This window comes from Streptomyces sp. SAT1 (assembly GCF_001654495.1).
Classification (GTDB): domain Bacteria; phylum Actinomycetota; class Actinomycetes; order Streptomycetales; family Streptomycetaceae; genus Streptomyces; species Streptomyces andamanensis.
Window position 1 is genome coordinate 1,920,308 of sequence record NZ_CP015849.1, and the last position, 19,704, is coordinate 1,940,011.

The 19,704-nt window shown below is 74.1% G+C and carries 15 protein-coding genes and 1 pseudogene; 12 read left to right on the forward strand and 4 right to left on the reverse strand.

All coding sequences use genetic code 11. The annotated features are described in order from the left end of the window. Positions 1–36 precede the first annotated feature (36 nt). From A8713_RS08355 to A8713_RS08370, 4 genes and pseudogenes are all read left to right on the forward strand, one after another. Positions 37–660, forward strand: a complete 624-nt coding sequence (locus A8713_RS08355; protein ID WP_018567379.1) for a GntR family transcriptional regulator — start codon at positions 37–39, stop codon at positions 658–660. A 261-nt stretch (positions 661–921) separates the two neighbouring features. Continuing rightward, a complete protein-coding gene (gene aceE, locus A8713_RS08360; RefSeq protein WP_064532693.1) occupies positions 922–3,624 on the forward strand; it encodes a pyruvate dehydrogenase (acetyl-transferring), homodimeric type in 2,703 nt (900 codons plus the stop codon). 167 nt (positions 3,625–3,791) lie between these two features. Beyond that, positions 3,792–4,817: pseudogene (locus tag A8713_RS08365) on the forward strand (helix-turn-helix transcriptional regulator); the annotation flags it as partial. Between the two features lie 127 nt (positions 4,818–4,944). Next, positions 4,945–5,463, forward strand: a complete 519-nt coding sequence (locus A8713_RS08370) for a DUF4240 domain-containing protein (RefSeq protein ID WP_064532697.1) — start codon at positions 4,945–4,947, stop codon at positions 5,461–5,463. Positions 5,464–5,546: 83 nt separating this feature from the next. Here the strand turns inward: A8713_RS08370 and A8713_RS08375 are convergent, their stop codons facing one another. Further along, positions 5,547–6,365 carry a peptidoglycan recognition protein family protein gene (locus A8713_RS08375; RefSeq protein ID WP_107440786.1) on the reverse strand — a complete coding sequence of 273 codons (819 nt, stop codon included), beginning with the start codon at positions 6,363–6,365 and terminating at the stop codon, positions 5,547–5,549. 362 nt (positions 6,366–6,727) lie between these two features. On the opposite strand from A8713_RS08375, the gene A8713_RS08380 reads away from it, so the two are divergent. Then, entirely contained in the window at positions 6,728–7,921 is a 1,194-nt protein-coding gene (locus A8713_RS08380) for a MarP family serine protease (RefSeq protein ID WP_064532698.1), read from the forward strand. A gap of 20 nt (positions 7,922–7,941) precedes the next feature. On the opposite strand, the gene A8713_RS08385 is transcribed toward A8713_RS08380, so the two are convergent. Beyond that, a complete protein-coding gene (locus A8713_RS08385; RefSeq protein ID WP_237305324.1) occupies positions 7,942–8,535 on the reverse strand; it encodes a GNAT family N-acetyltransferase in 594 nt (197 codons plus the stop codon). Positions 8,536–8,629: 94 nt separating this feature from the next. Between A8713_RS08385 and A8713_RS08390 the strand changes: the two genes are divergently transcribed. After that, positions 8,630–9,526, forward strand: a complete 897-nt coding sequence (locus A8713_RS08390) for a TIGR01777 family oxidoreductase (RefSeq protein WP_064532700.1) — start codon at positions 8,630–8,632, stop codon at positions 9,524–9,526. A 440-nt stretch (positions 9,527–9,966) separates the two neighbouring features. Then, complete coding sequence (locus A8713_RS08395; RefSeq protein WP_064532702.1) at positions 9,967–11,448, forward strand: NAD(P)/FAD-dependent oxidoreductase; 1,482 nt, start codon at positions 9,967–9,969, stop codon at positions 11,446–11,448. 884 nt (positions 11,449–12,332) lie between these two features. Here the strand turns inward: A8713_RS08395 and A8713_RS08400 are convergent. Beyond that, entirely contained in the window at positions 12,333–13,862 is a 1,530-nt protein-coding gene (locus tag A8713_RS08400; RefSeq protein WP_064532704.1) for a hypothetical protein, read from the reverse strand. A 244-nt stretch (positions 13,863–14,106) separates the two neighbouring features. On the opposite strand from A8713_RS08400, the gene lipB reads away from it, so the two are divergent. The 4 genes from lipB to A8713_RS08420 all read left to right on the forward strand — a co-directional run bounded on the left by lipB (position 14,107) and on the right by A8713_RS08420 (position 17,342). Continuing rightward, a complete protein-coding gene (gene lipB / locus A8713_RS08405) occupies positions 14,107–14,907 on the forward strand; it encodes a lipoyl(octanoyl) transferase LipB (RefSeq protein ID WP_064532705.1) in 801 nt (266 codons plus the stop codon). A gap of 141 nt (positions 14,908–15,048) precedes the next feature. After that, a complete protein-coding gene (lipA, locus tag A8713_RS08410) occupies positions 15,049–16,014 on the forward strand; it encodes a lipoyl synthase (protein WP_018567368.1) in 966 nt (321 codons plus the stop codon). A gap of 294 nt (positions 16,015–16,308) precedes the next feature. Further along, positions 16,309–16,509 carry an SCO2195 family GlnR-regulated protein gene (locus tag A8713_RS08415; protein ID WP_018567367.1) on the forward strand — a complete coding sequence of 67 codons (201 nt, stop codon included), beginning with the start codon at positions 16,309–16,311 and terminating at the stop codon, positions 16,507–16,509. 128 nt (positions 16,510–16,637) lie between these two features. Continuing rightward, on the forward strand, positions 16,638–17,342 hold the full coding sequence (locus A8713_RS08420) for a DUF4191 domain-containing protein (RefSeq protein WP_064532707.1): 705 nt from the start codon (positions 16,638–16,640) through the stop codon (positions 17,340–17,342). Positions 17,343–17,504: 162 nt separating this feature from the next. On the opposite strand, the gene A8713_RS08425 is transcribed toward A8713_RS08420, so the two are convergent. Continuing rightward, positions 17,505–17,972: an RDD family protein gene (locus A8713_RS08425; protein ID WP_078509958.1), complete on the reverse strand. Its 468-nt coding sequence runs from the start codon at positions 17,970–17,972 to the stop codon at positions 17,505–17,507. A gap of 207 nt (positions 17,973–18,179) precedes the next feature. Between A8713_RS08425 and glnA the strand changes: the two genes are divergently transcribed. Beyond that, positions 18,180–19,589, forward strand: a complete 1,410-nt coding sequence (glnA, locus tag A8713_RS08430) for a type I glutamate--ammonia ligase (protein ID WP_018567364.1) — start codon at positions 18,180–18,182, stop codon at positions 19,587–19,589. The last annotated feature ends 115 nt before the right edge of the window (positions 19,590–19,704 follow it).

Here is a 19,704-nt window from a genome sequence, read left to right on the forward strand (position 1 = left end):
CGGGGGCCGTCTTCGGTCCCGTTTTAAGGAGCCTCCATGACCGCGCCCGTCGTCCACTCGCTGCGCGAGCAGATCCGCGAGCACATCGTGGAGGGGATCGTCAGCGGGCGCTGGAAGCCGGGCGAGCGGATCGTGGAGCGGCGGATCGCGACCGAGCTGGAGGTCAGCCAGACGCCGGTGCGGGAGGCGCTGCGCGAGCTGGAGTCGCTGCGGCTGATCGAGTCGGCGCCCAACAAGGGCGTCCGGGTGCGCAATCTGACCGCCGCCGACCTGGAGGAGAGCTACCCGGTCCGGGCCGGTCTTGAGGCCATAGCGGCGGAGCTGGCCGCCGGACGGCTCGCGGAGGACTGCTCGGCCCTGGAGCCGCACGTGTCCGCGCTCTACGAGGCCGACCGGCGCGCCGACGGGACCGCGCAGGTGCGGCACACCGTGGGCTTCCACCGGGAGCTGGTGCGCGCGGCCGGCAACTCGGTGCTGCTGCACACCTGGGAGGGGCTGGGCATCGAGGTGTTCACGGCGCTGTCGATCCGCTGGCTCGGCACGGTGCAGCAGTCGTACGCGGAGGAGCACGAGGAGCTGGTGCAGGCGTTCCGGCGGCGTGATCCGCGGATCGCGGAACTGGTCAAGGCGCATGTCCTGGGGTGCGCTCCGCGCCCCTGACGCCAGTCGAGCACTTCCCCGCTCACCTGCGGAAACAGTTCGAAAATGCGGCACGGCGTGCCTGCCCGAAAGGCACCGGGTGCCGACTTTCTCGGAATCGAGAGGTTTTCCCCCTCAACCCTTTGATCGATCATCGATCAGGGGGTTACAGTCGGCGACGGGCTCTGACCAGGGCCCTCAGCCCTGTCCTGCCAAAGACCTAGGGCACCCCCGAACCCTTACCAGATGAGGGAACCCCCTTCGACTGAGGAAGGCGGCGACATGACCGACCCCAACGCCATCCAGCCGAGCGAGCTCGACCAGCTCCCGGACCGCGACCCCGAGGAGACCGCCGAGTGGCAGGCCTCCCTGGACGCCGTCGCCCAGGCGGCCGGGCCGCACCGCGCGGCGTACCTGATGCGCCGCACGCTGGAGCGCGCGGAGGGCACTGGTGTCGCCCTGCCCAAGCTGCTGGAGACGGACTACGTCAACTCCATCCCGACCGCCGCGGAGCCGGCCGTCCCCGGTGACGAGGCCCTGGAGGCCCGTATCACCGCGTGGAACCGGTGGAACGCGGCGGCGATGGTGACCCGTGGCTCCAAGTACGGCGTCGGCGGCCACATCGCCACCTTCGCCTCGGCTGCCTGGCTGTACGAGACCGGCTTCAACCACTTCTTCCACGGCAAGGAAGGCGACGGCTCCGGCGACCAGCTGTACATCCAGGGCCACGCCTCCCCGGGCATCTACGCCCGCGCCTTCCTCGACGGCCGGCTCACCGAGCAGCACCTGGACAACTTCCGCCAGGAGGCCGGCGGCAACGGCCTGCCGTCCTACCCGCACCCGCGGCGCCTGCCCTGGCTCTGGGAGTTCCCGACCGTCTCCATGGGCCTCGGCCCGCTGTCGGCGATCTACCAGGCGCGCTTCAACCGGTACCTCACCAACCGCGGCATCAAGGACGTCTCGTCCTCGCACGTGTGGGCGTTCCTCGGCGACGGCGAGATGGACGAGCCGGAGTCGACGGCGGCTCTCGCGCTCGCCTCCCGCGAGGGTCTGGACAACCTGACCTTCGTCATCAACTGCAACCTCCAGCGCCTGGACGGCCCGGTCCGCGCCAACTTCAAGATCGTGCAGGAGCTGGAGGCCCAGTTCCGCGGCGCCGGCTGGAACGTGGTCAAGTCGCTGTGGGGCACCGCCTGGGACGAGCTGTTCCAGCTCGACACCACGGGCGCGCTGCTGCGCCGGCTGCGCCAGGTGCCGGACGCCCAGGTCCAGACGTACCAGACCCGGGACGCCGCCTACATCCGCCAGGACTTCTTCGGCGCCGACCCGGCGCTGGCCGAGATGGCGAAGCTGCTCAGCGACGACAAGATCGTCGAGTGCTTCCACTTCTCCCGCGGCGGCCACGAGGCCCGCAAGGTCTACGCCGCGTACAAGGCGGCCCTGGAGCACAAGGGCGCCCCGACGGTGATCCTGGCCCAGACGGTCAAGGGCCACACCCTCGGCGACGGCTTCGCCTCGAAGAACGCCAACCACCAGATGAAGAAGCTGACGGTGGACGAGTTCAAGGCGATGCGCGACCGCCTCGACCTGCCGATCAGGGACAGCGACTTCGTCGACGGCCAGGTGCCCTACGGCCACCCCGGCGCCGACTCCCCCGAGGTGCGCTACCTCCAGGAGCGCCGCGCGGCCCTCGGCGGCCCGGCCCCGGCCCGCCGCGTGCACCCGCTCGCGCCGCTGCCCGCCCCCGCCGACAAGGCGTTCGCCTCCTTCGACAAGGGCTCCGGCACCCAGAACGTGGCCACCACCATGGCCTTCGTCCGCCTGGTCAAGGACCTGGTCCGCGACAAGGAGACGGGCAGGCGCTGGGTGCCGATCGTCCCCGACGAGGCGCGCACCTTCGGCATGGAGAGCCTCTTCCCGTCCCTCGGGATCTACTCCCCCAAGGGCCAGACGTACGAGCCGGTCGACCGCGACCAGCTGATGTACTACAAGGAGGCCGAGAACGGCCAGATCCTCAACGAGGGGATCACCGAGGCCGGTTCGATGGCCGACTTCATCGCCGCTTCGTCGTCGTACGCGACGCACGGCGAGGCGATGATCCCGTTCTACATCTTCTACTCGATGTTCGGCTGGCAGCGCACCGCCGACCAGATGTGGCAGCTCGGCGACCAGCTCGGCCGCGGCTTCCTCGTCGGCGCGACGGCCGGCCGCACCACGCTGACGGGCGAGGGCCTCCAGCACGCCGACGGCCACTCGCCGGTCATCGCCGCGACCAACCCGGCGGCGCTCTCCTACGACCCGGCGTTCGCGTACGAGATCGCGGTCATCGTGAAGGAGGGCCTGCGCCGGATGTACGGCGAGGCGGCCGAGGGCGAGGACCAGAACGTCTTCTACTACCTCACCGTCTACAACGAGCCGCTGCCGCAGCCGGCCAAGCCGTCCGGTCTCGGCATCGACGAGGGCATCGTCAAGGGCCTGTACCGCTTCAACACGGCGGAGTCGGCCGGTCTGTCCGCCCCGGCGAACGCCCCGCGGATCCAGCTGCTCGGCTCGGGCACCGCGATCCACTGGGCGCTGACCGCGCAGCGGCTGCTGGCCGAGGAGTGGGGCGTGGCCGCCGACGTGTGGTCGGCGACCTCCTGGACCGAGCTGCGCCGGGACGCCCTGGAGGCCGACGCGGCGCTGCTGCGCGGCGAGGAGCGGGTGCCGTACGTACGGCAGGCGCTCCAGGGCGCCGAGGGCCCGGTGCTGGCCGTGTCCGACTACATGCGCCAGGTCCCGGACCAGATCGCGCAGTGGGTCGAGCAGGACTGGTCCTCGCTGGGCGCCGACGGCTTCGGCCTGTCGGACACCCGTGACGCGGCCCGCCGCCACTTCGGTGTGGACGCCGAGTCGATCGTCGTCGCGGCACTGGCCCAGCTGGCCCGGCGCGGCGAGGTGAAGGCCTCGGCGGTCAAGGAGGCCCGCGAGAAGTACGGCCTGTAGGGGCCGGCGGACGCGACAGGCGGCGGAGGGGTGCGGCAGCAACTGCCGTACCCCTCCGCCGCCGTCTTCGTCCTCCGCCGTCGTCTTCGTCCTCCGCCGTCGTCCTCGCCGCCCTCGCCGTTGTCGTCGTTGTCGTCGTTGTCGGTGGGGCCCGGCATGATGGCCGTATGCGTGCCGCCCGGCTGATCAGGATGGTGCTGCTGCTCCAGGCGCGGCAGCCGATGACCGCCGCCGAGCTGGCCCGGGAGCTGGAGGTGTCGGAGCGGACCGTCACGCGGGACGCGCAGGCGCTGTCGGAGGCGGGGGTGCCGGTCTACGCCGACCGGGGGCGGGCCGGCGGCTACCGGCTGGTGGGCGGCTACCGCACCCGGCTGACCGGTCTGGCGCGCGACGAGGCGGAGGCGCTGTTCCTCAGCGGCGTACCGGACGCGCTGCGCGACATGGGGCTGGCGGACGCCGCCTCGGCCGCCCGGCTGAAGGTGTCGGCCGCGCTGCTCCCCTCGGTGCGCGACGCCCCGCGCACGGCGGCACAGCGCTTCCATCTGGACGCCCCGGCCTGGTTCCGCGAGCCCGAGGTGCCCGAGCTGCTGCCCGCCGTCGCGGAGGCGGTCCGGGCCGACCGGGTCGTCACCGTGCGGTACCGGCGCGGGGCGGGCGAGGACGGCGGGACCGAGGTGGCGCGGGAGCTGGAGCCGTACGGGCTCGTGCTGAAGGCGGGGGTCTGGTACCTGTGCGCGCGGGTCGCGGGGGCCCATGCGGCGGGCGGGGAACCGTCTTCCGCTCCCTTGGGGTTCCGCGTCTACCGGGTGGACCGCTTCACGGCCGTGGAGGCGCGGAAGGGGGACGGAGCGGGGTTCGCGCGGGACGAGAGCTTCGACCTGCCCGCCTTCTGGGCGGAGCGCGCCGAGCAGTTCGCCCGCTCGATCCTGCGCGCCGAGGCCGTCGTACGGCTGTCCGAGGAGGGCGCGCGGCGGCTGGCGCAGGTGGTCGACCCGGTGGCGGCGCGCGCGGCGCTGGCCGGTGCCCCTCCCGCCGACGGGCACGGCCGGCGCACGGTGACCCTGCCGGTGGAGTCCGAGGAGGTCGCCCACGCCCAGCTCACGGCGCTCGGCCCGGAGGCGGAGGTGCTGGCCCCGCCGTCCCTGCGCGCCCGCCTCGCCCGCGACGCCCGGCGCCTGGCGCGGCTGTACGGACCCGGGGACGGGCACGAGCCCGGAGGCGGGCACGAGCCCGGAGGCGGGGGCGGGGACGCGGCGGCGGACGCCCTTCCGCGGGCTCCGCGTGCGGCGCGCGGGGGCAGGGCCGATGCTGGACACCGTGATGGACGAGACGGAGTTCTGGGAGCTGATCGACGCGACGCGCGGGGCCGCCGAGGGTGATCCCGAGGAGCAGGCGGACCTGCTCGTGGAGCGGCTGCTCGCGTTCGACCCCGAGCGGGTCCTGGACTTCGCCCGGCACTTCGAGTCCCGCTACCACCGCGCCTACCGCTGGGACCTGTGGGGTGCCGCGTGGGTGCTGCTGGACGGGGCCAGCGACGACGCCTTCGACTTCTTCCGGTGCTGGCTGATCGGCCAGGGGCGGGAGGTGTTCGAGGGCGCGCTGCACGACCCGGACGCGCTGGCCGGTCTGCTCGACGACTTCGACGAGGAGATCGACGGCGACGGCGAGGAGCTGGGGTACGCGGCCGACGAGGCCTACGAGCAGCTCACCGGCACGGTCGCCCCCGACCTGGGCATCCCGCCCGCCCCGGCGGAACCGGAGGGCACCCCGGTCGCGTTCGAGGACGACGACGAGCTGGCCCGGCGCTATCCGCGGCTGTGGGAACGCTTCCGGGAGTGACGGGGCGCGGGCGGGCGGCCGGTTCCGGGGGCCGGGCGTACCGGGCCACGTGATCCCTGCCGAGCGGCTGCTGGGCCCGTGGGTCAGATACGGCCCTGGAGGCGGGCCGCCGTCTGCCGGATGGCGGGGAGGCGGACGGTGAGGGCGGCGCCCGGACAGTTGGTGCGGAAGCCGTCGGTGTGGCCGGCCAGGGCCGGGAGCAGCGCGGTGGTGCCCGCGGTGTAGCGGGCGAGCCGGTTGCTGGAGACCAGGGCGACGCTGCCGCGCGGGTCGACGCCCGCGAGGCCGAGTTTCCAGGCGGCCAGCGCGGCGATCGCGTCGGTCATGGCGCGCGGCACGGGCGTCCCCGCGGTGAACGTGCCGATGGCCGCGATGCCCGCCGTGCGGTGGTTGAAGCCCTGGGTGTGGGCGCCGGTGACCGCCCGGTCGACGCCCCCGGCGCGGCCCTCGTAGATCGTGCCGCAGCGGTCGACGAGGAAGTTGTAGCCGATGTCGTCCCAGCGGCGGGCGCCGGTCTGGCCGGCGTAGAGGTGGCGGATGATCTGCGGGGCCTCGGCGCAGGCGTAGCCGTTGGGCGAGTCGGTGTGGTGGACGAAGACCGCGACGACCTTGTCGTCGTAGCGCGGCGGCGGCTGCACGCGCCGCGCGGTGGCGTCCAGCCAGACCGAGCGGGGCACGATGCGCGGCCGGGGCGCTCCGTGCGCGACGGCGGAGCCGGCCGGCGCCGCCTGCTCGGGCCGGGCGCCGGGCTCCTGCGCGTGCGCTCCGGCGGGCGCCCGTCCGGTCACGATGCGGCCGACGCCCTCCGCGCCCAGCAGCAACGCGCCGACGGCCGCGGCGGCCGGCAGGAAGCACAGCAGCGCGACGAGGGCGCGTCGCAGGCGCCGTGTCCGCCGGCGCACGGCCGTCAGCCGCCACGCCCCGTCCGGTCCGCCGCCGTTCCACCGGTTCCGGTTCCGGCCCCCGCCCCGTCCGCTCCACCGGCTCCGGGGCCCTCGCCATCGTCCGGCACTCCACCGCCACGGTCTTCGGGCACGCTCGGGCGGCCCGGGATCTCCCACTCCACGCATGGCTTCACGATCACCCCCATCCGCGCCGTCCGCGATGTGTGCTGTGCCACCTGGTGGAACCATCGTCCTGGTCCGGGGCGTTTCTCCGGATACACGTACACACGGCCGGTTCCCGACCCCCTGTGCGTGACCGGTCACGCCGCTCACCGGGTCCGTCCCGGGGCGTGTCCGGGCCCGAGAGAAAGGCGGCCTGCGTGGATCTGCTCGACCTCGTGCTGCTGCTGGTCATCGTGTTGTACGCGGCGTCCGGCTACCGGCGCGGTCTGGTGGCCGGCTGTGTCTCGCTGGCCGGTTTCGTGGGCGGCGCGGCCGTCGGCGTCTGGGTGCTGCCGTGGGTGATGGACCTGGTCACGCGCGGGAGTACGGCGGCGACGGTGACCGCCGTGGTCACGGTCCTGGTGCCCGCGGTCGCCGGGCACGAACTGGCGGGGCGCCTCGCGCTGCGGCTGCGGAGCCGGCTGGAGGGCGCCGGTGGCGGCTCGCTGCGGGCGGCCGACGGGATCGGCGGGGCCGCCGCCAACGCGGTGGCGGTGCTGATCGTGGCCTGGGTGGCGGCGAGCGTCCTGGGCGCCTCCTCCTCCCCCCTGGTGACGACGGCGATACGGGACTCGAAGCTGCTGGGCGCGGTGCAGGACGCGATGCCGGACACCACCCCGGCCTGGTTCTCGCGGGCCACCTCCGCGCTGACCGAGGCGGGCTTCCCGCAGGTCTTCAACCCGTTCGAGAACGAACCGGCGGCCGGTGTCGCCCGGCCCTCCGGGGACAGCGTCACGGCGAGCGCGACGAACGCCGCCCGGCTCAGCACGGTGAAGATCGAGGGCTCGTCGGGCGACCAGGGCCGCGAGGGCAGCGGCTTCGTGTTCGCGCGCCAGCGCGTGATGACCAACGCGCACGTGGTGGCGGGCATCGACACCCCGTACGTGCAGATCGGCGGCGTCGGGCACACGTACGCCGCGCGGGTGGTCCTGTTCGACCCGGACCGGGACGTGGCCGTGCTCTACGTCCCCGGGCTGCGCGCCCCCGTGCTGCGGTTCGACGACACCGCCGGGCGCGGCGACGCGGCCGTGGTCGCCGGCTATCCGCAGGACGGCGGCCTCGACCTCCAGGCGGCGACGGTGGCGAACCGGATCCGGGCCACCGGCCGGAACATCTACAACGACGCCTCCGTCACCCGGGAGATCTACTCGATCCGCTCCACGGTCCGGCCGGGCAACTCCGGCGGCCCGCTGCTGACCACGGACGGCCGGGTCTACGGCATGGTGTTCGCCCGTTCCACCTCGGACGCCGAGACGGGGTACGCGCTGACCGCCGCCGAGGTCGCCGCGGACGCGCGGCGGGCGGCGGCCGCCACGGCGGCGGTGGACACGGGCCGGCTCGTCGCCGCCTGAGGCACCGGGCCGCGTGCGGCTCAGACCAGCGGACGGCCCATCAGGACGTCGTCGACATAGGCGCCGTCCAGGAAGAACTCCCCGGGCTGGACGCCCTCCACGACGAAGCCCTCGGACTCGTAGAGCCTGCGGGCGGGGGTGTTGGGGCCCAGGACGCGCAGGGTGATGCGGCGGGCGCCGAGGCGGCGGGCCTCCTCGACGGCGGCGCGCACCAGGGCGCGGCCCGTTCCGGCGCCGCGGGCCTCCTCGGCGACGGCGAGGCCGCGTATCTGCTGGACGTGCGTGTTGGCGGCCAGTTCGGTGGGGTGGCCGAGGCGGACGTAGCCGACCGGGCGGCCGTCGAGTTCGGCGACCAGGTGGTGGTCCGGTCCGGTGCGTTCGGTGAAGAACGGCGGGTACGGCTCCTCGGGGCGCGGCTGCACCGAGTGCAGCGGGGACCAGGTGGCCCCGTCGAGCCGGGCCAGGGCCTCTTCGTCCGCCGCTCGGGCCCGGCGGATGCGCGGGGCGGCCGGGGGCGTGTGGGGGGCGGCGCCGGGCGCGGGGACGGCGCCGTCGGATATGCGGGTGCTGTCGGTGCTGTCTGTGCTGTCTGTGCTGTCTGTGCTGTCGGGCATGGGGGCACTGTAGGGGCGGCCCGGGTGGCTGTCCCGGGGATTTCCGTGGCGGGGCGCGGGGGTGGGAGGGGCACGCCGGGGCAGGATGGGGCGCATGGAACGTTCACGCATCGCGGTGGCCGGGGCGTCCGGTCTGATCGGCAGCGCGCTGGTGCGGTCCCTGACCGCCGACGGGCACGAGGTGGTGCGTCTGGTGCGCCGGCCGGTGCGCGGCGCGGACGAGGTCCGCTGGGACCCGGAGCGGCAGTACGTGGACACGGCGGGGCTCATCGGCTGCGACGCGGTGGTCGACCTGGCGGGCGCCGGGGTCGGCGACCATCGCTGGACGGACGCGTACAAGCGGACGCTGCGCGACAGCCGCGTGCTCGGCACGGCGGCGCTGGCCGAGGCCGCCGCCGCCCTGGACACCCCGCCGCGGGTCTTCGTCGGCGGCAGCGCGATCGGCTTCTACGGCGACACGGGCGGGACGGCCGTGGACGAGGACGCGCCGCCCGGCGACGGGTTCCTGGCCGCGCTGTGCGTGGAGTGGGAGGAGGCGGCGGCCGCGGCGCAGGAGGCGGGCGTGCGGACGGTGTTCGCGCGCACCGGTCTGGTGGTGGCCCGTGAGGGCGGCGCGTGGGGGAGGCTGTTCCCGCTGTTCAGGGCCGGGCTCGGCGGGCGGATGGGCGACGGGCGGCAGTACTGGTCGTTCATCGCGCTGCACGACGAGGTGGCGGCGCTGCGGCATCTCATCGACACCGAGTCGCTGTCCGGGCCGGTCAATCTGACCGCGCCCGAGCCGCTGACGAACCGTGAGATCACCGCGGCGATGGCCCGGGTGCTGCACCGGCCCGCGCTGCTGCCGGTCCCGGCGCCGGTGCTGCGGGCCGCGCTCGGGGAGATGGCCGGGGACGTGCTGGGCAGCGCGCGGGTGCTGCCGCGGCGGCTGCTGGAGTCCGGGTTCGTGTTCGCCTTCCCCGGGATCGAGGACGCGGTGCGGGCGGCGCTGTGAGGACACCGTCCTGGGGGCGGAGGCCGCTCCGCGCGCGGTCCCGCGGACGGGACGTCCGGGTCCCGTAGGCGGCCGCGCCGGGAGCCGCCGGGAGCCGCCGGAAGTCGCCGGGAGTGGCGGGTCGCGGGCGCGGCGCCGGGGCGGCGCCGGGGCGGGCGCGGCCGTGGTGCGGGGAGAGGCGTACGGGCGGCCGTGGTGCGGGGAGGGACGTACGGGAGGCGGTGGGCGCGGTGGGGCGGGCGGGGTGGGCCGGGGGGCGGTGTCCTCGGGGCGGGCGCCGTGCGCGTACGGCCGTATGCGACCGCCGTGCGACCGTGCCCTGTCCATGCGCGACTGTCCCTGACCGGACGGCGCCCTAATCTCGTGCCGAACTCGGGTATTCCTCAAGCCGGTCGAGGGCATCACCGCCCCACCGGTCGCGCAACCTCGAGGAGGGGCACGTGCTTGAGCCCGCGTACCAGGTGGATGTCGTGGTGGTGGGAGCCGGGGTCGCCGGACTCTCCGCGGCACATCGGCTGACCAGCGCAGGAGTGACGACAGTGGTCCTGGAGGCCGCCCCCTTCGTGGGCGGTCGCATGGCGACGGAGAAGATCGACGGGTTCCGGCTCGACCGGATCGGGCAGCCGCTGTTCACGTCGTATCCCCAACTGGCCCGCAGCCCCGGGCTGGACGCGCTCGTGCTGCGTCCCTTCGCGCCGGGGGTCCTGCTGCACCACGACGGGCGGCGCCACCGGGCGGGTGCCCCGGCGGGCGGCGGAAGCGCGCGGAGCGCACTGCATGCCGTGCGCGCCCTGGCGAGCGCCCCCCGTTCCGCGGCGCTGCCCGGCGGCCGGGGCGTCCGTGCCCTGCGCCCCGTGCCGCCGCCGCGGTCCCGGGCGGCCCGGCCCGACGACTTCGCCGCGCCCGGCTCCGCGGCGCCGGCCCGGCCCGGCCGCTTCGCACCGGCGGCCGACCGCGCCCAGCCCTTCGGCATCGGCACCCCGCTGCGGGTGCGCGCCGCCCTGGCCCGGATCGCCGCCACCCCGGTCGAACGCCTCCTGGCCCGCCCGGACGTGCCCGCGGCCCAGGCCCTAGCGGAGCGCGGGCTGCCCGCCCGCACCGTCGACGGCTTCCTGCGGCCGCTGCTGTCCGCGCTGCTGTTCGACCCGGACCTCACCACGTCCAGCCGCTGCGCCGACCTGGCGCTGCGCGCCTTCGCCACCGGGCGGCTGTGCCTGCCGGAGGGCGGCGCGGAGGTGCTGCCGGAACTCCTCGCGAGCACGCTGCCGCCGGGCACCGTGCGCACCGGCGTGCGGGTCACCTCCGTGTCCACCAACACGGTGGCCACGGCCGAGCACGGCGAGATCCGCTGCCACGCGGTGCTGGTGGCCACCGGCGCGCGGACCGCCGCCACGCTGCTGCCCGGACTGCGGGTCCCCGGCTTCCACCCGGTGACCGTGGTGCACCACACCACGGACGAGCCGCCCGAGACGGGCGCGCACCTGCTGCTCGACGCGGAGCGGGGCGGGCCGGTCGCGCACACGGCCGTGGTGAGCCGCGTGGACCCGTCCCGCGCCCCGGCCGGGCGCGCCCTGGTCTCCTCCACGGTCCTGGGCACGCCCTCGGCCGACGTCGACACCGCCGTACGCCGTCATCTGGCCCGCCTCTACGGCACCTCGACCGACCGCTGGGAGACGCTCGCCGTCCACCACCACGCAGAGGCGGTGCCCGCGATGGGCGCGCCGCACGATCTGCGGCGGCCGGTGCGGCTGCTCGCCGGCCTCTACGTCTGCGGCGACCACCGCGACACCAGCACCCTCCAGGGCGCCCTGCACTCGGCCCACCGCGCCGCCGCCGCGATCCTCGCCGACCTCGGCACGGGCCGCCCGATGCACAGCGCGGATCCCCTCCCGACGACTACGCCACGGGCGGCGGCGGCCTGAGGGGGGTCCCTCCGGGGGTTGCGGGAGGAGACGGGGCCCTCGGGCGGGGCGGTGGACGGAGGAGGCCCCGGGGAAGGGCCCGGGGAAGGGCCCCCGGGGGCGGGCCCGTGCGGCGGACGGCACGGTGAGCCGTAGGCGGGTATGTCGGAGGCCGACGGGCCGGGGCCGTTGAGCCGGAGGCCGGTACGTCGGAGGCCGACGGGCCGGGGCCGTTGAGCCGGAGGCGGGTACGTCGGAGGCCGGTGTGGCCCGGGGGGCAAAGCCCGGGTGGCCGGTGGCCCAGAAGCCGGAGCCCTGTGGGCCCGGGGCACCGGCCGGTGGGCCCAGGGTTCTCGCCCCCGCCGCCCCTTCCCGTCCCGTTCCCAGGGGCTTCGCCCCTTCGACCCCACCGGGGCTCCGCCCCTGGACCCCGCGGGCTCGCCCGAGAGCACCCGGGCCTGCCCCCTCGGTGGGGGTCAGCGGCGGCCCGCGGGGCCTCCCGAGACCGCCGCCGGCACGACCGGGCGGCCGGGCCGGGGACGGTCACGGCGACGCCGTCCGGTCGGTGCCGACGGGAGCCGAGCGGTCGGCCGGGCGCGACACGGACGGTGCCGGTGCCGCCCCGGCCGCGAGGACGGCGGCCGGTCCACGCCCGCTCCGCCGAGCAGGCGGCAGGCACCACCCGCGACCGACAGACGCCCATCACCCACCCCACCCGCGACCAGGCACCACCACGCCGACCCACACGCCCGGCAGCACCCTCACCCTCCCGGCACCGCCCGCACCCCGATACCCGGCCACACCCGCGACCGACCAGCACCCACCACCCACCCCGCCCGCGACCAGGCACCACCGCGCCGGCCCACACGGCGCGGCAGCACCTCCCCCACCGCGCTCCCGGCTTCTCAGCCCAGGGACGCCACCTTGTCGCGGTACGTGCGGACCGGGGGCGCGTCCTTGTAGGGCTCCAGGCGGCGTTCGAAGTCGCGGACGTATTCGTCGGCGCGGACCGAGCGCATGTCGGCCGCCTGGGCGGCGGCCTCGGCGCCCAGGCGGCAGGCCTGTTCGAGGTCGCCGAGGCCGAGGCGGGCGGTGGCGAGGACGACCCGGCTGAACAGGCGGCTGCGGGCGTACGCCGGGGCGCGCAGCTGGAGGGCGCGTTCGGCGTGCTGGGCGGCGGCGCGGTACTGCTGGAGGTCCCGGTGGCAGTGCCCCAGTTCGTCGGCGAGCTGTCCCTCGTCGTAGGAGCGCGCCCAGAAGGGGACCTCGTCGCCGGGCCTGGCCGCCTCCAGGGCGCGTTCGGCGCGGGCCAGCGACGCGGTGCAGGCGCGGACCTCGCCGAGCACCCCGTGCCCGCGTGCCTCGGCCGCGTGCAGCAGCGCCTGCACGGCGGGCGGCGCGGAGCCGCCGAGGCCCTGCTGCGCCACCCGGGCCAGTTGGACGGCCTCCCGTCCGTGCGCCAGGTAGACGGCCTGCCGGCTCATGGTGACCAGGACGTAGGCGCCGTAGGCCCGGTCCCCGGCGGCCTGGGCGAGCCGGAGCGCCTGGACGAAGTAGCGCTGGGCGAGGCCGTGCGCGGCGATGTCGTACGACGTCCAGCCGACGAGCCGGGTGAGGTCGGCCGCCGCCGCGAACAGGCGGCGTCCGGTCTGCTCGCCGTAGCTGCCGCGCAGCATCGGCTCGCACTCGTGTTCCAGATAGCGCACGAGGGCCTGCCGGGCGTGCCCGCCGCCGTACATGTCGTCGAGGCTGCGGAACAGCTCGCCCACCGAGCGCAGCGCGGCGATGTCCCCGGGGGTGACCCGCCGGCCGGTTTCCTGCTCGGTCTGGGCCCGCTCGGCCCGACCGCGCTGGCGGGGCACGCCGGGGACCGGCTGCCCGGCCCCGGCGAGCGGGGGCGCGGGCGGCGGCGCGGGCTGGGACGCGGGCGCGGCGGCCGTACGGCCCTGGGCGGGGACCCGGGGCACGGCGGGCTGCTCGGTCCGGGCGACCCGGTCGTCGGCCCGCCCGATCAGCCAGTCGCGGCTGGGCACCACGAGCCCGGCCGGGGTGAAGGCGATCTTGCGGAGTTCGGCCTGGCTGCCGGAGTCCTTGCGCCACAGCCCGCTGACGATGTCGACGGCCTCCTCGGGGGCCGCGGCGAACTCCAGCCCGGCGTAGACCGGGGCGCAGGCGTCCAGGCCGAGGTCCTGCGCGGTGAGGCGGCGGCCCAGGCGCCGGGTGAAGACCTCGGCGATGAGGGCGGGGGTGGTCCCTCTGGGCTGCTGGCCGCGGAGCCAGCGGGTGACCGAGGTCTTGTCGTATCTCAGGTCCAGGCCGTGTTCGAGGCCGAGCTGGTCCACACGACGGGCCAGACCTGCGTTGGAGAACCCCGCTTCTGCGATGAGCGCGGCGAGCTGGCGGTTGGGGGTGCGCTGCGCGGGTCGTTCCGTCATCTGCGGTGCGGTCTCCTGCCTTTCGGGCCCGCACGCGGGTGCGTGGTGCCCGGATTGCCTGTGAGCAGCCCTTATGGCCTCATGAACGGCGCGAATGTAGCGGAGAGTGAGCAGCCGACCGCGCTCTTCGGCATCTATTCATCCGATCGTGTGAGGATTGCCCGCGCGGCTGACGCGTGGCGGCCGGACGTACAGTGGCGTGGGCGCATGACGTGCCTGACGACCTTCCAGGGAGGCGCTTGCCGTGAGTGAGGTGCGGTTCGTCCGCAGGGGATTCGGTGCCGAGGCCGTGGACTACCAGGAGGCCTGGGACGAGCAGCGGCGGGTGCACGCGGCCCGGTTCGCGGACGAGATCCCCGACACCGTGCTGCTGCTGGAGCACCCGCCCGTGTACACGGCGGGCCGGCGCACCCAGGACAGCGAGCGCCCGCTCGACGGCACCCCCGTCGTCGACGTGGACCGCGGCGGCAAGATCACCTGGCACGGCCCCGGACAGCTGGTCGGCTACCCGATCCAGAAGCTGCCCCGCCCGGTGGACGTGGTGGCGCACGTGCGGCGCCTGGAGGAGGCGCTGATCCGCACCTGCGCGGAGTTCGGCCTGGAGACCACCCGGGTCGAGGGCCGCAGCGGGGTGTGGGTGCTCGGCGACCCGGTCGAGCTGCGGCCCGCGCTCGGCGGCCTCTCCCTCGACTTCGACCCGCGGCTGGCCGACGAGGAGTTCGACCCCCGGCTGAACGGTCCCGAGTACGCGCCCTCCAACGCCGGCCAGCGCCGCGAGGACCGGAAGATCGCCGCCATCGGCATCCGGGTGGCCAAGGGCGTCACGATGCACGGCTTCGCCCTGAACGTGAATCCGGACAACAAGTGGTTCGACAAGATCATCCCCTGCGGGATCCGGGACGCGGGCGTCGCCTCGCTCGCGGGCGAGCTGGGCCGGGACGTCACCATCGCCGAGGTGCTGCCCGTGGTCGAGCGGCATCTGCGGGACGTCCTGGAGAACGCCGACCTCAGGCCGCGCGCGGTCGAGAGGACGGCGGCCGTCTGACGGCGCGGTCCGGCGGACCCGCGGCACTCGCCCGGCGACGGGAATGATCTCCGCGGGTCGAAGGTTGGCCTCACCGACAGGGCGCAAGGAACACGGGCGTACGCTGGGTACGCCGAAGAATCGAAGTTACAGGGAGCCGATGTGTCCGCAGTCGCACCCGACGGACGCAAGTTGCTGCGCCTGGAGGTCCGCAACAGCCAGACCCCCATCGAGCGCAAGCCCGAGTGGATCAAGACCCGGGCGAAAATGGGTCCCGAGTACACGAAGATGCAGAACCTCGTGAAGAGCGAGGGCCTGCACACGGTCTGCCAGGAAGCCGGCTGCCCGAACATCTACGAGTGCTGGGAGGACCGCGAGGCGACCTTCCTCATCGGCGGCGACCAGTGCACCCGGCGCTGCGACTTCTGCCAGATCGACACGGGCAAGCCCGAGGCGCTGGACCGCGACGAGCCGCGCCGCGTGGGCGAGTCCGTGGTCACCATGGACCTGAACTACGCCACCATCACCGGCGTCGCCCGCGACGACCTGGCGGACGGCGGCGCCTGGCTGTACGCCGAGACCGTGCGCCAGATCCACGCGCAGACGGCGGAGCGCGAGGGCGGCCGGACCAAGGTCGAGCTGCTCGCCCCCGACTTCAACGCGGTCCCCGAGCAGCTCGCCGAGGTGTTCGAGTCCCGGCCCGAGGTCTTCGCGCACAACGTCGAGACGGTCCCGCGGATCTTCAAGCGGATCCGCCCCGGCTTCCGCTACGAGCGCTCCCTGAAGGTCATCACCGAGGCCCGCGACTTCGGCCTGGTGACCAAGTCCAACCTCATCCTCGGCATGGGCGAGACCCGCGAGGAGGTCGTCGAGGCGCTGAAGCAGCTGCACGAGGCGGGCTGCGAGCTGGTCACCATCACGCAGTACCTGCGCCCGAGCGTGCGCCACCACCCGGTGGAGCGCTGGGTCAAGCCGCAGGAGTTCGTGGAGCTGAAGGAGGAGGCCGAGCGGATCGGCTTCTCGGGCGTGATGTCCGGGCCGCTGGTACGGTCCTCCTACCGCGCCGGGCGGCTGTACCAGATGGCGATCGAGAAGCGGGGCGCCTTCGTCGCCGCGCAGGCCGTCTGAACCGTCCTCGTCGCCTGACGCACCGTCAACCGCCGTGCCCCGCCGCCTCCGACGGGGCCACCGGGACTGTGTGAATTCGAGCACAAGAACTTACCGCTCAGTAGTGGCCGAGACGACGCGGTCCCGGGCGTCCCCGCAGATGAGGGCGCCGACCGGGGCCGCGTCGCCCTTTTGGCCCGCGATGTCAGGGCTTCACCGCTGTTTGACCGGTCGGTCACGCCCTGGTAACACCAGACAGTGACCCTGGTTCCACACCATCCGCGTCCGGAGCCGTTACGAGGGGGGACCTCCACCATGCAGGCCGCGCCCGTCCGTGCCACCGCCATCCCGTCCTTCTCGGTCGCACTCCGTGCGGTCGAGTCGCTGCTCATGAGCGGCGGCCAGCGCACCGCCCGCCGCAACGCCTGGACCTCCGTGCTGGAGGACCGCCGCCGCGCCAAGGACCGGGTCGAGGCGCAGCGCGTCCTCGACCGCTTCCCGGCCGTACGCCCGTAGCGCGCGCCCCGCCGTACACCTGCGCCCGCGCCCCGTCGCACGCCCGCGCCGCGCCCCGTCGTGCGCCCGCGGCCGGGGGCCGGGCACTGCGTCGTCGGCCACTCGCGGGGGCACGTAGACTTCGTGGCATGGCGAGGAAGGAAACCGCAGCCGAGGCTGCCAACCCGGGGCGACTGAAGCAGATCGCCCTGACGTACAAGATGACCCGCAAGGCCGATCCGAAGATCGGTCTCGTACTCGCGGCTGTCGGCATCGTCGTCTTCGGTGTCCTTCTCGGGATCGGCTTCTTGATCGGCCACCCCGTCTATCTGGGCATCCTGGGCCTCCTGCTCGCCTTCCTGGCGATGGCGATCGTCTTCGGCCGCCGGGCCGAGCGGGCCGCCTTCGGGCAGATGGAGGGGCAGCCGGGCGCCGCCGCCGCGGTGCTGGACAACATCGGCCGCGGCTGGACCACCACCCCGGCCGTCGCCATGAACCGCAGCCAGGACGTGGTGCACCGCGCGGTCGGCAAGGCCGGCATCGTGCTGGTCGCCGAGGGCAACCCGAACCGGGTGAAGACCCTGCTCGCCGCCGAGAAGAAGAAGATGAACCGCATCGTCGCGGACGTCCCCGTGCGTGATGTGATCGTCGGCACCGGCGAAGGCCAGGTCGAGCTGAAGAAGCTGCGCACGACCATGCTGAAGTTCCCCCGCGTGCTGACCGGCCCCCAGGTGACCGCCACCAACGACCGGCTGCGCGCCCTGGGCGACCTGATGAGCAACATGCCGCTGCCGAAGGGCCCGATGCCCAAGGGCATGCGGATGCCGCGAGGCGGCGGCCCGAAGGCGCGCTGAGCCTTCCCCGCCGTACGAGCGGACAGCGTACGAGCGACGTACGACGAGAGGGGCGCCCGGAGTGATCCGGGCGCCCCTCTCGTCGTCGTTGCCGTGCCGCCTTGGGCGGGCCGCGGCCGCCGGGGCTCTACAGCCTCACAGCCCCCACAGCCCCCACAGCCCCTACAGCCGCACCTCGACCGTGCCCGCGAGCCGGTCGTGCAGGCCACGGCCGTCGCGGTCCCAGATCAGCGCCGGGAGGGCCAGGAAGAGCAGCACCGTGCGCAGCAGGGCGCGCAGCGGCTGGACGCGGCCGGTGCCGAGGGCGACCACCCGCAGCCCGAGCAGCCGCTTGCCGGGGGTGCAGCCGACCGTGCCGAGGGTGAGCACCATCAGCACGAGGAGGATGAGCGGGCCCCACACCTGGGCCGCCTCGTTGTAACTGTCGGCGATGAGGCCGTATGCGATCAGGAGGCACAGGCCCCAGTCGACGGCCAGGGCGGCGAGCCGCCTGCCCGGCCGGGCGATCGAGCCGGGGCCCTGCTCCGGCAGTCCGAGCTGTTCACCCCGGTAACCGAAGTCGGCGCCCGCGTCCTCCATGGCCGCGCGCGGTCCGGAGAGCCACGATCCCACTGCTTGCCTGTTGTCCACCCGTCCACGGTACTGCGAGGCTGGAGGGAGGACGGCCGCCGGGGTGTCCACGGACGTGACCCCGCCCCGGCCGGTTAACTTCTGCGAAACAAATGGGTCACGCCCGGGAAATCACCCGTCCCTAGGGTCGAGGCACCGTGTGCCACCGCACTGGCCGCACGCACGATCTACCACCCCGGCGGGACGGTCGGGAGTAGGAGGAGCTGGATGTTCCAGAACGCCGACGAGGCCAAGAAGTTCATCGCGGACGAGGACGTCAAGTTCGTCGACGTCCGCTTCTGCGACCTGCCGGGCGTCATGCAGCACTTCACGTTGCCCGCCGATGCGTTCGACCCCGATGACGAGCAGGCGTTCGACGGATCCTCGATCCGCGGCTTCCAGGCCATCCACGAGTCGGACATGTCCCTGCGTCCCGACCTGTCCACCGCGCGGCTGGACCCGTTCCGCCGGGACAAGACCCTCAACATCAACTTCTTCATCCACGACCCGATCACGGGCGAGCAGTACTCCCGTGACCCGCGCAACGTGGCGAAGAAGGCCGAGGCGTACCTGGCGTCCACCGGGATCGCCGACACCGCGTTCTTCGGCCCCGAGGCCGAGTTCTACGTCTTCGACTCCGTGCGCTTCCGCACCGCCGAGAACGAGTCCTTCTACCACATCGACTCCGAGGCGGGCGCCTGGAACACCGGCGCGCTGGAGGACAACCGCGGGTACAAGGTCCGCTACAAGGGCGGCTACTTCCCGGTCCCGCCGGTCGACCACTTCGCCGACCTGCGCGCCGAGATCTCCCTGGAGCTGGAGCGGTCCGGCCTGAAGGTCGAGCGCCAGCACCACGAGGTGGGCACCGCGGGCCAGGCGGAGATCAACTACAAGTTCAACACGCTGCTCGCCGCCGCCGACGACCTCCAGCTCTTCAAGTACATCGTGAAGAACGTCGCCTGGCGCAACGGCAAGACCGCGACCTTCATGCCGAAGCCGATCTTCGGCGACAACGGCTCGGGCATGCACGTGCACCAGTCGCTGTGGAGCAACGGCGACCCGCTGTTCTACGACGAGGCCGGTTACGCGGGCCTGTCGGACACCGCCCGCTACTACATCGGCGGCATCCTCAAGCACGCCCCGTCGCTGCTGGCCTTCACCAACCCGACGGTGAACTCCTACCACCGCCTGGTGCCGGGCTTCGAGGCCCCGGTGAACCTGGTGTACTCGCAGCGCAACCGCTCCGCCGCGATGCGCATCCCGATCACCGGCTCGAACCCGAAGGCCAAGCGCGTCGAGTTCCGCGCCCCGGACGCCTCCGGCAACCCGTACCTGGCGTTCTCCGCGCTGCTGCTCGCGGGCATCGACGGCATCAAGAACAAGATCGAGCCGGCCGAGCCGATCGACAAGGACCTCTACGAGCTGGCCCCCGAGGAGCACGCGAACGTCGCCCAGGTCCCGACCTCCCTCGGCGCCGTCCTCGACCGCCTGGAGTCCGACCACGAGTTCCTGCTCCAGGGCGACGTGTTCACGCCGGACCTGATCGAGACGTGGATCGACTTCAAGCGCACCAACGAGATCGCCCCGCTCCAGCTGCGCCCGCACCCGCACGAGTTCGAGCTGTACTTCGACGTGTGACCGGCACCGCGCCGCCCGGCGCGACGCCCATGGAACCGCCCCCCGTGCAGTCCTCGCACGGGGGGCGGTTCCTCGCTTGGGGGGTTGCCGGTCCTCGGTCCTCGGGGTGCCGGTG